Here is a 13,835-nt window from a genome sequence, read left to right as displayed (position 1 = left end):
GCGTTAATGTTACGTAAACGTAGCCAAATCCGTGACTACAAAGCAGAAGCACGACTATTCACTAGCCGTGCTTTTGTTGCGTTTATAGGGATCATAGTCATGATGACTATGCTGGTTGTGAACCTGTATAACATTCAGGTCAACCAATATCAGGACTATAAAACTCGATCGAATGACAACCGAATTAAGGTTGTGCCTATCGCACCCAATCGCGGTCTAATTTACGATCGAAACGGAGTACTCCTTGCGGAAAACCGCCCGGTTTTCAACCTAGAGATCATCCCAGAAAAAATTAAAGATATGGATGACACGCTCATCCGTTTGCAAACCTTAATTGAGATTCCTCCTGAACGTATCGAGCGTTTTAATCGTGATCGTCGTAATTCACGACGCTTTAAGTCGGTACCGATTCTTAATCAGCTCACTGAAGAACAAGTGGCCGTTTTTTCAGTCAACCAGCATAAATTTCCAGGCGTAGAAGTCACTGGAACTTTAAAACGTTTCTATCCTTATGGTGATGTTCTCACCCATGTAATTGGCTATGTCTCGCGAATCAACGATCGCGACATGCAACGTCTAGTTAGAGAAGAAAAAGACGCCAATTATCAAGCAACTCGTGATATTGGAAAACTCGGTATTGAGCGCTATTACGAAGACATGTTGCACGGAACTGCTGGCTATCAAGAAGTTGAAGTAAATAGCCGCGGACGCGTAATTCGCACACTCAAATTTGTCCCTTCAATGCCGGGTAAAGATATCGTGCTCAATCTCGATATCAAACTGCAGACGTACGTGCACAAATTGCTCGACGGACGCAGAGGCTCAGCAATCGTTCTCTCTCCAAAAGACAATGGTGTATTAGCGATGGTATCAAGTCCAAGCTATGACCCGAACGCCTTCGTACACGGTATTTCATCTAAGGGTTACAATGCTTTATTGCAGGATAAAAACCGACCTTTGGTTAACCGAGCGACTTTAGGTATATACCCACCCGCTTCGACCATCAAACCTTTCATTGCTGTTGCAGCATTGCAAGAAGGTGTCATTACACCGAACACGACACGAAATGACCCGGGTTATTGGAAAATACCCAATTCAAAAACCAAACCGTTTCGTGACTGGCTGCGCTGGGGACACGGTAAGGTTGATATCGTCAAAGCAATTGAAGAGTCTGTTGATACCTTCTTCTACCAAATCTCCTTTGATCTGGGCATCGACCGCTTATCTAAATGGATGATGATGTTCGGATTTGGCGATTACACGGGCATCGATATCTACGAAGAAAGTAAAGCCAACATGCCAACCCGTGAATGGAAAATGGCGCGACATCGTGTGCCTTGGTATCAGGGTGACACCATTCCCGTTGGTATTGGACAAGGTTACTGGACAGCGACACCCATGCAGATAGCGAAAGCGACCTCGGTATTGGTTAATGAGGGTGAAGTAACAGCACCTCATCTATTGCGCTCAACCATAGAGAACGGCCGCCCATTCGATGAACAAGTTCTTTCGGAAATCGAGACCTATCCACCAGTAACAGGTGTAAAGCAGAAGTATTGGGATATTGCCCAAAAAGGCATGAAACTGGTAAACCACGGCAAAAAAGGCACGGCAAGACGCTCATTCCAGAAGATGTCTTACGTCTCTGCCGGTAAATCCGGTACTGCACAGGTATTCGGCCTGAAGGAAGATGAAGAGTATAACGCGGACGAGATTGCCGAGCATTTACGCGATCACGCCCTATTTACTGGTTACGCTCCTTTTGAAAACCCTGAAGCAGTGGTCACCATTGTTTTAGAAAATGCAGGTGGCGGTTCATCCAATGGTGGCCCAGTAGTAAGAAGGATTTTAGACCATATTATCCTTGCAGAAGATTATCAAAGTGAGCCAATTAAATAATGAAACTTGATCCTTCAACTGGACGAAATAGAGCCTTATTCGAGCGACTACATATCGACCTGCCGCTACTGCTCGGCATTCTGGTTTTAATGGGCTTTGCCTTGTTGATCATGTACAGCGCAAGCGGCCAAAGCCTTGCGATGATGGATCGCCAAGCAATGCGTATGGCTCTGTCTTTAGGTGTAATGATCTTCTTGGCTCAAATCTCACCACGCACTTACGAGAGTTTAGCCCCGTTGCTATTTGCTGGCGGCGTTATTCTGCTACTCGGTGTGTTGTTCTTTGGTGAAGCCTCAAAAGGTGCACAGCGTTGGCTGAACTTCGGGTTTGTTCGATTCCAACCCTCTGAGCTACTAAAGCTTGCCGTACCTTTAATGCTGGCAAGGTTTATTGGTAAGCGTTCACTACCACCGACTTTCCAAACCTTAGCTATTTCCTTGGTGATGGTGTTTGTACCGACGATTCTCATCGCTAAACAGCCTGATCTAGGTACCTCTATACTGATTGCAGCCTCTGGTATCTTCGTTATCTTCCTTGCTGGTATCAGCTGGAAAATAATTATGAGTGCTGCAATTGCGTTGGGTGCGTTTATTCCAATCTTGTGGTTCTTCTTGATGCGTGAATATCAGAAAGTACGTGTGAGAACCCTTTTTGATCCTGAATCAGATCCATTAGGTGCGGGTTACCACATCATTCAGAGTAAAATTGCGATAGGTTCTGGTGGGGTATCCGGAAAAGGTTGGCTACAAGGCACGCAATCTCAGCTGGAGTTTATTCCAGAGCGACACACCGACTTCATTTTTGCGGTAATAGCCGAAGAATGGGGCATGATCGGTATTTTGTTTTTACTCGCTATCTACCTCTTCATTATTGGACGTGGTTTATTTCTTGCGAGCCAAGCACAAACGGCATTTGGCCGAATGATGGCTGGCAGTATTGTACTGAGCTTCTTCGTTTATATTTTTGTAAACATTGGCATGGTAAGTGGCATTCTACCTGTAGTTGGGGTCCCTCTTCCGCTGGTCAGTTACGGCGGCACCTCAATGGTTACTCTCATGGCTGGATTTGGTATTTTAATGTCGATCCATACACACAGAAAAGCATTCTCAAAGGCAACCTAATTGATGTCTATTAAAGCATTCCCCCTAACAACATCTTTGGTCAATGAATTGCCAATCAAAAAAATGCTGTCTATCGTCGGCTTGGCGGTTTTGATTAATGGTTGTTCTTCCCAAGAGCAAAAAGGCCGTTACGACATTGATGCTGATATTGCGCCAAATGCGCCAATATCAGTCGAGCACTTAGAAGACGCTCACCCGCAGTATGAACCTTACAGCTTAGGTGGTAACACTAACTACACTCTGCGTGGCGAAGACTACAAAATCGTAAAAAAAACCGAAGGGTTTGCCGAGAAAGGAAAAGCCTCTTGGTACGGTAAGAAATTTCATGGCCATTTAACCTCAAATGGCGAGATCTACGACATGTATTCCATGTCAGCAGCGCACAAAACATTGCCCATTCCAAGCTATGTAAAAGTGACAAATACCGATAACAATAAAACGACGATTGTTCGTATCAATGACCGAGGTCCATTCCATGAAGGCCGAATCATTGACCTTAGTTATGCGGCAGCTTACAAGCTCGATGTCTTGAGAACAGGCACAGCAAATGTTGAGATAGAAGTCATCACTGTGGCTATGCCAACCGACGCGAATAAAAAGGCTGCTTTGCCGCAATTTATTATTCAGGTAGCTACATCGCCACATGAAGGTAGAACCGAGAAGTTAGCCCAAGATCTAGGCGAAAAGCTAGCTGTAGCAACGTTCTTGCAGCCAAATGACGACAACTACCGTCTGATGCTTGGGCCATTTCATGACTATGCTCTGACTCAAGAGAAATTAGAACAAGTTAAGCTAATGGGTTACCCGTCAGCTTATATAAAAAAGCACACGCTAACTCGCTAATTAATCTAACAGTTACTTCTGGTAATAAGCGCTCTGGTGTGACAGAGTGATTCTGTTAATATATGAATAGTTCACCAAATAATTGCATTCAAAATGATTAAATCTAATAAACTTGTTAAATCGATTTTTGCTACTTCTGTTGCTCTTTCTGCAACGATAGCTACATCGTCATTCGCCGCTCCTATTGTTGTACCTGATGCACCTCAAATCGCCGCTAAAGGTTTTGTTCTGATGGATTACCATTCAGGCAAAGTACTAGCAGAGAAAGAAATGAACACTCAGCTTTCTCCAGCAAGTTTAACCAAGATGATGACGAGCTACGTGATTGGCCAAGAGCTTGACCGTGGTAACATCAACTTAAACGACGACGTTGTCATTAGCGAAAACGCTTGGGCTAAAAACTTCCCAGACTCATCTAAGATGTTCGTTGAAGTGGGTACAACGGTTAAAGTTGAAGAACTGAACCATGGCATCATCATTCAATCAGGTAACGATGCTTGTGTCGCAATGGCTGAGCATATTGCTGGCTCTGAAGACGCATTCGTTGACCTAATGAACGCTTGGGCAAGCTCTATTGGTATGAAAGACACGCACTTCGCTAACGTGCACGGTCTAGACAATCCAAACCTATACTCAACGCCTTATGATATGGCTCTACTTGGTCAGGCACTGATTCGTGACGTTCCTGATGAGTACCGTATCTACTCAGAGAAAAAATTCACTTACAACGGCATCACCCAGTACAACCGTAACGGTCTGTTATGGGATAAGAGCATGAACGTTGATGGCATTAAAACTGGCCATACAAGCAACGCAGGTTACAGCCTAGTAAGCTCAGCAACAGAAGGCAAAATGCGCCTAGTTGCGGTTGTGATGGGCACCAAGAATGCGAACGCCCGTAAAACAGAAAGCAAAAAGCTACTGAGCTACGGTTTCCGTTTCTTCGAAACAGTGGCACCACATACTGCTGGTGAGACATTCGTTGAAGAAAAAATCTGGATGGGTAGCAAGGACACGGTTGCTTTAGGTGTCGACGAAGATACTTTCGTTACTCTACCTCGTGGCCAAGCGAAGAACCTAAAGGCTAGCTTCGTTCTTGAAAAAGAGCTGGAAGCACCAATTAGCAAAGGGGATGTTGTAGGTAAACTATTCTACCAAGTTGATGGTGAAGATGTTGCTGAATACCCGCTACTTGCACTTGAAGATGTAGACCAAGGCAGCCTATTTAGCCGTCTATGGGACTACCTAGTACTGCTGTTCAAAGGTTTGTTTTAAGCAATACACAAACTTCTTGTCTAGCTAACCTAATGAGTAAATTACTTATTTACTCATTAACGAAACAAAAGCCGCTACGTGCGGCTTTTGTTGATCTTGAGTTCGGTGATATTTACACGTAATATTCCGCCTTATTACTCGTGTCTGTTGACCGAACACGCTTTTTATCGACATTTCGCCAATTTGCGAGAGTCTAGCCTTTTGGAGCTAATCATGAACATCAATTCTGATGCAAAACTAAAAGACCTCTTAGAGTTCCCTTGTTCATTCACTTACAAAGTAATGGGCTACGCTAAGCCAGAGCTTACAGAGCTAGTGCTAGAAGTGATCCAGCGTCATGCTCCTGGTGACTATAGCCCAACACTAAAACCGAGTGCGAAAGGCAACTACCACTCTGTTTCAATCAATATTACAGCGACTTCAATTGAACAAGTAGAAACGCTATACAAAGAACTGGGCGACATCGAAATCGTTCGTATGGTTCTGTAATAGACGATTACGCATAGAAAACAGCGGCTTATTGCCGCTGTTTTTGTTTAAAGCACCCTATCGGACTCAAAATCATTCAACTTAATTTTCAATAAATACAAAGAAAGTTGAAAAACCTTGCAGTCCGTCTGTAGTTAGAAACCTGTTTCGCGTTTATAATGCGTTCACTTTATTAATCCTTGGGGGAGTGCTACTTTGCAAAATAAGCTAATCGTCAAAAAATTAGGCCGTCAGGATTACGAACCTGTATGGAAAGCCATGCATAAGTTCACAGACGAACGCACAGAAGAAGACGTAGACCAAGTTTGGTTGGTTGAACACAACCCTATCTTCACTCAAGGACAAGCAGGTAAAGCCGAGCATGTATTAAATGCTGGTGACATCTCTGTGATTCAAAGCGATCGCGGTGGCCAAGTGACTTATCACGGCCCAGGTCAGTTAGTCGCTTACTTTTTGATTAACATCCGCCGCAAAAAATTCGGAGTACGTGATTTGGTGACTCATATTGAGAACCTCGTAATCAACACTCTGAAAGCTTACAATATAAATTCAACTGCCCGATCTGACGCCCCTGGTGTCTATGTCGATGGCAAGAAAATCTGTTCACTCGGATTACGCATTCGACGCGGCTGCTCATTTCATGGGCTTGCACTCAACGTCGATATGGACCTGTCTCCGTTCCTACGCATTAACCCATGTGGTTACCAAGGTATGGAAATGGCACAGGTAAGCCAGTTAGGCGGACCCAGTGAATTAGAGAGCGTTGAGCAACAGTTAATACAAGAGCTAGTAGAACTACTCGGATATGACCAAGTAGACATTCAAGCCACCAGTAACATTACAGCAGAAGCATAAAATCATGAGCAAACCAATCCAAATGGAAAAAGGCGTTAAATATCGTGACGCTGACAAAATGGCATTAATTCCCGTAAAGAATATGCCTGCTGAACAGAAAGAAGTTCTACGTAAGCCTGCATGGATGAAGATTAAACTTCCTTCAGACAGCCATCGTATTCAAGAAATCAAATCAGCAATGCGTAAAAACAATCTGCACTCAGTTTGTGAAGAAGCGTCTTGCCCTAACCTAGCCGAGTGTTTTAACCACGGCACGGCAACGTTTATGATTCTTGGCGCTATCTGTACTCGTCGCTGCCCGTTCTGTGATGTTGCCCATGGTCGTCCTGTTGCTCCTGAAGCAGAAGAGCCGAAGAAACTAGCTAAGACGATTAAAGACATGAAGCTGAAGTACGTTGTAATCACTTCAGTTGACCGTGATGACCTGCGTGATGGTGGTGCTCAGCATTTTGCTGACTGTAACCGTGAAATTCGCGAACAGAATCCAAATATTCGCATTGAAACGCTGGTTCCTGACTTCCGTGGTCGTATGGACGTTGCACTTGATCTAATGAAAGACAACCCGCCAGATGTTTTCAACCACAACCTAGAGACAGCACCACGTCTATACCGTAAAGCTCGCCCAGGCGCGAACTACAAGTGGTCTCTTGATCTGTTGAGAAAATTCAAAGAGCAACACCCAGACATCCCAACTAAATCAGGTGTAATGATGGGTCTTGGTGAAACGAAAGAAGAGATCGTTCAAGTACTAAAAGATCTTCGTGAACATGGCGTGACTATGCTAACACTAGGCCAATACCTAGCACCAAGCCGTCACCACTTACCTGTAGAACGCTACGTGCCACCTTCTGAGTTTGATGAGCTGAAAGAGATTGCTCTTGAGCTAGGCTTCACTCACGCAGCTTGTGGGCCGTTCGTACGTTCTTCTTACCATGCAGACTTGCAAGCTCAAGGTATGGAAATTAAGTAATCACATTGCTTAAACCAACATTGAAAAGGCACTGAGCTGTATGTTCAGCGCCTTTTTTCCATTGGGTAAAACAAACTTGTTCGATACAAAAACAGCATGGCCACTCATTATAAGTGGCCTTTAAGTACAAATTCTAATCACCTAGATGTTAAATGGTCTACTAACCAAATGAAGCCCAGATAACTGTTGCTACCAAGATTGGACACACGAACTTCACATACATTGGCCAAACCTTACCAAACCAACCAAGCTGAAAATCAGGGCAGCCATGTTCAAGCTCTTTCACTTTTGAAGCTCGGCTCCACACCCAACCGCCAAACAGACAGAACATCAGTGCTGCGACCGGTTGAAGATACTGAGTCGCTATCATCGCAACCATGCCAAACATCGCAGCAAAGTTGTAAACAATCACCACACTGAACAATGCGATGGCACCACCAATCACCCAGCTTGTTAGCGTTCTTCTTGTATTAAAACGCTCACTCACTAGCGCTACAGGTCCTTCCAGCATCGAAATTGAAGAAGTAAGAGCAGCAATCGTTAGCAACAAGAAGAAGACAATTGCGAAGATCTGGCCAAGTACACCTAAGCTATCAAACATCAAAGGCAGAACCGTAAATACCAGTGTGTCAGAACTTAAGAGTGAGCCATCTTCAGCGTAGATTTGTACGCCCTTCTGCATCGCAACAAACATTGCGGGCATAACCACTAAGCCAGCAATAAAAGCGACAGCAGTATCAACCAAGGTCACGTTCATCGCCATTTTTGGTAGGTTCTCTTTCTTGCTTAAGTAAGAACCGTAAACCAACATAGAGCAGCCACCAATGGTTAGTGAGAAGAAGCCTTGTCCCATTGCCGCTAGAATGAGTTTTCTATCCCACACTTTCTCAAAGTCTGGAACCAAGTAATGTTTCAGCCCTTCCATCGCGCCCACTTGCGTCATGATGTAAACAAACAGTAAGCCAAACAAAATGAACAACGCAGGCATTAAGCGAGTCGACCACTTTTCGATACCCTGTTTCACGCCACCTTGAACAATCAGAATAGTCAGTACATAGAAGAGCACAGTACCAAACACGTTTCGCTCAGCACTGAAGCCTTTGAACCAATCAGCGAGAGACTCTAAGCCAATCAGGTCAGCAACCGCGCCAAAAAGGAAGCAAATCAACCAACCTCCAACAATGCTATAAAAGGCCAACACGGCGCTAGGAACACTTAATCCAATCCAACCGACAAATTCACCGACTTTCTTACCTAAAGAGTTCGAAGTCAAAGAGCGCATACTATCGACAGGGTTCGCTTGACCATGACGGCCAATCGCCATCTCAACTACCAACATAGGGAAAGCAACCACGAAGATCATGATTAGGTAAACAAGCAGAAAAGCACCACCGCCGTTACTGGCAACTTGGGTGGGGAAACCCCAAATATTACCTAAGCCAACAGCGGCACCTGCTGCTGCTAAAATAAAACCCAAACGAGAACTAAAGTGCTCTCTTGAAGAAGAAGATTGTTGGTCCATATTGCCCGCATGAAGATCAGTGAACTAGTCTAGGAGTACATTAATCAAAAGTAATGATAGGTACAACCAATAAATGAACAATTCTCTTATTTTTACAATCTATTTAGTATTTAAAACCAAATTATTAACAATAATCCAGACTAAATGACCACATAAAATCAAAAAACGATTGTTCAGCCTGTTTAAAGGTATTCCTTAATTAATCGTTAGCTTATTTAACCCATAAAAAAAGAGCACCAATCGGTGCTCTTCTGACGAATCTGAAACTCAAGCTAGATAGTAAATACTTGGTAGTCTTTTAGGTTCGGAATGATTTTATGCAGCTCTTGCTCTTGCTCTGCCATCTCATCTAGAGAATCACAGAACTCATTCGCTTCCTCTTGTACTTGTTGAGAGTGTTCTTTCATTCGCTCTTCAACTTTAAGCTTTAATTCAGCCATGCTATCAGCCATTTCGGTCAAATTTAGTCCGCCGTCTTGCTTCATTTTTTCCGACATCGCATTAAAGGCACTTGAGATAAACTCTTGGTTAAAGATCTCTTTAGCCTTTTCGAAATCTTCAGACCAACCATTCGCCATCGAATCGAAGCTATCAGCCGGTAGAACTAACTCACCATCTTTATAGTAACGAGCCTCTAATTCAGCAAAGTACGTTTTCATTGATTCTTTTACATTATCAAACGACTCTGGAGAATCTAGGCTGGCAGCGATATCATCAATAACATCATTCGCCAAGGCTAAGCTGTCATTCGCCATTTGTTTTGCGCGTGGTAAATACTCATTCATGCTGTCACGGTATTTTTCAATTGCCGCTTGTTGGTCGGCATCAAGTGCCACTTTTTCACCATGAATATAAAGATCGTTGTTGCCATCAAGAATAGCTGTATCACCATTTACTTGATGGATTTCGACTTTCTGCTCGTCAATTCGTAGTTCATTTTTCAAATCAACTCGACACTGAGCTGCAAAAGTTGGCTGGCTCACAACAGCGGTAGCCACTGTTAATAATGCAATTAATACGCTTTTTTTCATAACACCCTCTCATCAATTTGCCCAACGACTATACCGCTAGTTTATGCCTCTTTGTCAGAAAAACGTTTATATTTATAAGCCTGTCATTCAGTCAATCGATACCACTTCATAGCAAAACTGTTTATCAGCGACCTTAAACTCAATTTCATCACCGACTTCTTTGCCCATTAGAGCCTGACCAAATGGTGCGTTCGCCGTGACGATGGCAACCTCATTTTCGTGCCACGTAACAGAAAGCCCCCCAACCTTAGGGCCAAGGAAAAAGTGTTTATATTCATCATGTTCGTCAATAACGACAACATAGCTGCTGACGGTGATTCTTTCGCTGTCTCGTAAGACGAGGTTTCGATAACACTGGATGTCATCTTCACACTCTTGAACTCGCATCGCTTGTCCATGCGCAAGATACGAGGCTTCTAACGCCAAGGTATCGTATTTGTGCTCTGGCACGGTCTCTTCATCGGTGGCAGCATCAATAGCTCGCTGAGTCGCAGATTGTGCGATGCGTAACCGTGATTCGAGTTGCTCTAAAATTATTTGTCGAAGCTCAGACTTATTCATACTTTTGGAGTGCTTTTCTATAGGAGCTACAGAATAGAATTAGGTACAATCAGGTGCAAGACATTTGATTCATCAAGCGGCGCGATCATAGACAGGTGAACGCTTTAGCATCCATACGACACTTAATAACTCAGGTAGAACATAAATGATTGAGCAGAAGCTAAAACAAGTATTCGGATTTGATTCACTGCGTAATGGGCAAAAGCAAGTCATTGATAATGTTCTATCCGGTCACTCTACCGCGGCCATCTTCCCTACGGGCTCAGGTAAATCGCTGTGCTACCAGTTACCCGCGTTAGAACTTCCTCATTTAACCTTGGTTATTTCTCCACTATTAGCCTTAATGAAAGACCAGTTAAGCTTCTTACACAGTAAAGGGATCAGCGCCGCTGCGATAGAATCAAGTCAAGACAGACAAACCACTCAGCAAGTGATGCAGTCTGTGCGTAACGGAGAAACCAAGATCCTGATGGTCTCCGTCGAGCGTTTGAAGAATGAACGCTTTCGCCAGTTTATTTCTCAGGTTCCAATCTCGCTACTTGTGGTCGATGAGGCGCACTGTATTTCAGAGTGGGGACACAACTTTAGACCCGATTATCTCAAGTTACCTCAATACCAAAAACAACTGAATATCCCGCAGGTATTACTACTGACTGCAACCGCAACAACCTCAGTTATCCAAGACATGAAGTCTAAGTTTGATATCGATGAGGAACGCGTTGTAGTTACAGGTTTCTATCGTCAAAATCTCGATCTGTCGATTCAGCCTTGTGAGCAAGCTAATAAGCTAGAGACTTTGTGCTCTGTCGCTAATCAAGCGCCTCAAGCTCCAACCATCGTTTATGTCACCCTTCAGCAAACGGCAGAGATGGTGGCGCAACAACTACGCAATGCTGGAATCAACGCAGTCGCTTACCATGCGGGGCTTAAACCAGAAAATAGAGATGCTATTCAACATCAATTCATGAATGATGACGTGCATTGTATCGTGGCAACGATTGCTTTCGGGATGGGCGTCGACAAGTCAAACATTCGCCGTGTGATTCACTTCGACTTACCAAAATCGATAGAGAACTACTCGCAAGAGATCGGCCGAACAGGCCGAGATGGACAACCTTCAGCATGTATTCTTCTCGCCAACAAGTATGGCCTCAGTACACTAGAGAACTTCGTATTTGGTGATACGCCAGACAACATCTCGATCCAAGCTGTCTTGAAAGAGATTTACGAAAACCAAAACATTGGCGCCTCTGGTGCAAACCAATGGGAGATTATGCTTAACCAGTTATCACGTGAATCCAACATTCGTCAGTTACCGCTAAAAACGCTACTGGTGTATCTCGAAATTGAAGGCGTGATTGAGCCCAAATACAGCTACTTCGCTGACTACAAATTTAAGTTCATTCGTCCGAAACAACAGATCACAGAGCAGTTCCAAGGAGAACGCCGACACTTCGTAGAGGCTATTTTCCAATGCTCACCACAAGCAAGAGTCTGGTGCCAAGTTGATTTCGATGCGCTTTGGACACACTTCCAGGCCGACCGTCAACGTGTTGTTACCGCTATCGACTACTTCAATGAACAAGGCTGGATTGAATTGGAAAGTAAGCAGATCACAGATGTTTACGCGATCCACAATACGTCTGAAGATATGATGCAGTTATCAGAACGTTTAACTGAGTTGTTCAAAGCAAAAGAGAACAGTGAAATAAACCGTCTTAACCAAATGCTAAGCTTCTTTGAGGCTGATACCTGCCTAAGCTCACGCCTTGCGAGTTACTTCGCCGATGACAAGGCACCCAAAAACTGTGGTCACTGCTCAGTATGCCGAGGAGAAATTGCCACATTACCAAGCGTGAAAGCTGAACCTATAGATGAAGAGATCGTCGTCGCTTGGATTCAAGAATTCATATCCAACAGCAAACAACTGATTACCGATGAGGCCATTACTCGCTTTCTATGCGGAATCGCGACACCGCTTTCTACCAAATTAAAAGCTAGCAAAATGTCGGGGTACGGAAAGTTAGAGCAACAACCGTTCAGTGAAACCCTAGCATTGGTAAAACGATTACCAAGATAAGAAGATTAAAAGACACCGCTTGTACCAAAAAGTCAGCTAGGTTTACACAAACCTAGCTGATTAAAATTAAAAGAAACTCAACTGCTTCACTTGTTCTTTGGGTTGTAACATCACACTCAAACCAAGTAGGCGTATCTCTCGCCCGTGTTGTCTTTTTAAGATCTCACTCAATAGTTCTTTGAAGTGTTCGCGATCAAGAGAGGCGTGTATGTGTTCAATAGTGGTTTGCTGGAAATCGGCGAACTTGAGCTTAATACCCTGCTTGATGATCGCTTTACTTGGGCTAGCTTTTTCGAGACGAGTTTCAAGTTCAGGAAACAGCTTATCTTCGATCAACTGCCAACATTCCTCGTAGGTAGAAATGTTTTGAGTAAAGGTGCGCTCCACACCTACCGATTTTCGTTCACGTTCGATGATAACTTCTCGGTCATCAACGCCATGACTACGCTTCCATAGTGATGCACCTTGACGGCCAAACCTGAGCAATAGATCGCGATAGTCAGACTCTTTAATATCCTTACAAGTAAAGAAGCCTGCTTGATGCAGTTTTTCGATACTGACCTTGCCAACACCGGGAATCTTTTCGAGTGGGAGCTCATCAATCACAGCTTGTACGTCTTGTGGAGGAATCACAAACTGTCCGTTAGGCTTGTTCATATCTGACGCTACTTTCGCTAGAAACTTTATTGGAGCGATACCAGCCGAAGCGGTCAAGTTGAGTTCATTCCAGATATCGTGACGAATCGCCTCTGCAATCAGTGTGGCCGAACCATGACATTGCTTGGAATCGGTGACATCAAGGAAAGCTTCATCCAAAGAAAGAGGTTCAATTATGGATGTGTATCGAGAAAAAATTTCGCGGATCTTTTTCGATATTTCGACGTAGACCGACATTCTCCCAGGAACAACCAACAGGTTGGGGCAAAGCTGCAGCGCTTTTCCTGTTGGCATTGCAGAACGAATACCAAACTTGCGAGCTTCGTAATTACATGTACTCAAAACCCCGCGCTGTTTTTCGTGTCCCCCGACTGCGAGCGGTCGATTTCTATAAGATGGGTTATCTCTCATTTCTACAGCTGCGTAAAAACAATCCATATCGACATGGATTATTTTTCTGATTTTATCTTGGCCTGCACTGCACATTAACGAAAACAACCCGAAACTGTATATAAAAACAGTATACCCAATC

Annotated in this window: 12 protein-coding genes; 8 read left to right on the top strand and 4 right to left on the bottom strand. The window is 43.9% G+C overall.

All coding sequences use genetic code 11. The features are described from left to right. Nucleotides 1–6: 6 nt before the first annotated feature. From mrdA to lipA, 7 genes are all read left to right on the top strand, one after another. Entirely contained in the window at nt 7–1,899 is a 1,893-nt protein-coding gene (mrdA, locus tag ACMAZD_RS04490; protein ID WP_435248727.1) for a penicillin-binding protein 2, read from the top strand. Continuing rightward, nucleotides 1,899–3,020 carry a rod shape-determining protein RodA gene (gene rodA, locus ACMAZD_RS04485; protein WP_102437490.1) on the top strand — a complete coding sequence of 374 codons (1,122 nt, stop codon included), beginning with the start codon at nt 1,899–1,901 and terminating at the stop codon, nt 3,018–3,020. The genes mrdA and rodA overlap by 1 nt, the downstream gene beginning before the upstream one ends. Before the next feature lie 3 nt (nt 3,021–3,023). Beyond that, on the top strand, nt 3,024–3,863 hold the full coding sequence (locus tag ACMAZD_RS04480) for a septal ring lytic transglycosylase RlpA family protein (RefSeq protein WP_435248726.1): 840 nt from the start codon (nt 3,024–3,026) through the stop codon (nt 3,861–3,863). 93 nt (nt 3,864–3,956) lie between these two features. Continuing rightward, nucleotides 3,957–5,138, top strand: coding sequence for a serine hydrolase (locus ACMAZD_RS04475; RefSeq protein ID WP_435248725.1), 1,182 nt, complete (start codon nt 3,957–3,959; stop codon nt 5,136–5,138). A gap of 210 nt (nt 5,139–5,348) precedes the next feature. Continuing rightward, nucleotides 5,349–5,627, top strand: a complete 279-nt coding sequence (gene ybeD / locus ACMAZD_RS04470) for a DUF493 family protein YbeD (protein ID WP_029223455.1) — start codon at nt 5,349–5,351, stop codon at nt 5,625–5,627. A gap of 195 nt (nt 5,628–5,822) precedes the next feature. Further along, nucleotides 5,823–6,482, top strand: a complete 660-nt coding sequence (gene lipB, locus ACMAZD_RS04465; protein ID WP_435248724.1) for a lipoyl(octanoyl) transferase LipB — start codon at nt 5,823–5,825, stop codon at nt 6,480–6,482. A 4-nt stretch (nt 6,483–6,486) separates the two neighbouring features. Then, nucleotides 6,487–7,452: a lipoyl synthase gene (gene lipA, locus ACMAZD_RS04460; RefSeq protein ID WP_017110197.1), complete on the top strand. Its 966-nt coding sequence runs from the start codon at nt 6,487–6,489 to the stop codon at nt 7,450–7,452. Between the two features lie 160 nt (nt 7,453–7,612). Here lipA and ACMAZD_RS04455 read toward each other — a convergent pair whose 3' ends face one another. From ACMAZD_RS04455 to ACMAZD_RS04445, 3 genes are all read right to left on the bottom strand, one after another. Then, a complete protein-coding gene (locus ACMAZD_RS04455; protein WP_435248723.1) occupies nt 7,613–8,974 on the bottom strand; it encodes a sodium-dependent transporter in 1,362 nt (453 codons plus the stop codon). 272 nt (nt 8,975–9,246) lie between these two features. Beyond that, nucleotides 9,247–10,005 (bottom strand): YggN family protein, encoded by a 759-nt coding sequence (locus ACMAZD_RS04450; protein ID WP_435248722.1) that lies wholly within the window; start codon nt 10,003–10,005, stop codon nt 9,247–9,249. 87 nt (nt 10,006–10,092) lie between these two features. Continuing rightward, on the bottom strand, nt 10,093–10,566 hold the full coding sequence (locus ACMAZD_RS04445) for a GreA/GreB family elongation factor (protein ID WP_435248721.1): 474 nt from the start codon (nt 10,564–10,566) through the stop codon (nt 10,093–10,095). A gap of 145 nt (nt 10,567–10,711) precedes the next feature. Between ACMAZD_RS04445 and ACMAZD_RS04440 the strand changes: the two genes are divergently transcribed. After that, nucleotides 10,712–12,646, top strand: a complete 1,935-nt coding sequence (locus ACMAZD_RS04440) for a RecQ family ATP-dependent DNA helicase (protein ID WP_435248720.1) — start codon at nt 10,712–10,714, stop codon at nt 12,644–12,646. 66 nt (nt 12,647–12,712) lie between these two features. Here the strand turns inward: ACMAZD_RS04440 and dinB are convergent, their stop codons facing one another. Continuing rightward, nucleotides 12,713–13,789, bottom strand: coding sequence for a DNA polymerase IV (dinB, locus tag ACMAZD_RS04435; RefSeq protein WP_435249328.1), 1,077 nt, complete (start codon nt 13,787–13,789; stop codon nt 12,713–12,715). Nucleotides 13,790–13,835: the final 46 nt, after the last annotated feature.

The sequence above is a fragment of the Vibrio sp. nBUS_14 genome, from assembly GCF_051201655.1.
Classification (GTDB): Bacteria; Pseudomonadota; Gammaproteobacteria; order Enterobacterales; family Vibrionaceae; genus Vibrio.
Note: the sequence above shows the minus strand (reverse complement) of the source record. Positions and strands in the feature narration are given on the sequence as shown.

Bases quoted from the DNA above. Each gene is read 5' to 3' on its own strand.
- ACMAZD_RS04475 (WP_435248725.1), top strand. From the start codon at position 3,957: ATGATTAAATCTAATAAACTTGTTAAATCGATTTTTGCTACTTCTGTT.
- rodA (WP_102437490.1), top strand. From the start codon at position 1,899: ATGAAACTTGATCCTTCAACTGGACGAAATAGAGCCTTATTCGAGCGA.
- dinB (WP_435249328.1), bottom strand. From the start codon at position 13,789: ATGTGCAGTGCAGGCCAAGATAAAATCAGAAAAATAATCCATGTCGAT.
- ACMAZD_RS04445 (WP_435248721.1), bottom strand. From the start codon at position 10,566: ATGAATAAGTCTGAGCTTCGACAAATAATTTTAGAGCAACTCGAATCA.
- mrdA (WP_435248727.1), top strand. From the start codon at position 7: ATGTTACGTAAACGTAGCCAAATCCGTGACTACAAAGCAGAAGCACGA.
- ACMAZD_RS04450 (WP_435248722.1), bottom strand. From the start codon at position 10,005: ATGAAAAAAAGCGTATTAATTGCATTATTAACAGTGGCTACCGCTGTT.
- ACMAZD_RS04480 (WP_435248726.1), top strand. From the start codon at position 3,024: ATGTCTATTAAAGCATTCCCCCTAACAACATCTTTGGTCAATGAATTG.
- ACMAZD_RS04455 (WP_435248723.1), bottom strand. From the start codon at position 8,974: ATGGACCAACAATCTTCTTCTTCAAGAGAGCACTTTAGTTCTCGTTTG.
- lipA (WP_017110197.1), top strand. From the start codon at position 6,487: ATGAGCAAACCAATCCAAATGGAAAAAGGCGTTAAATATCGTGACGCT.
- ACMAZD_RS04440 (WP_435248720.1), top strand. From the start codon at position 10,712: ATGATTGAGCAGAAGCTAAAACAAGTATTCGGATTTGATTCACTGCGT.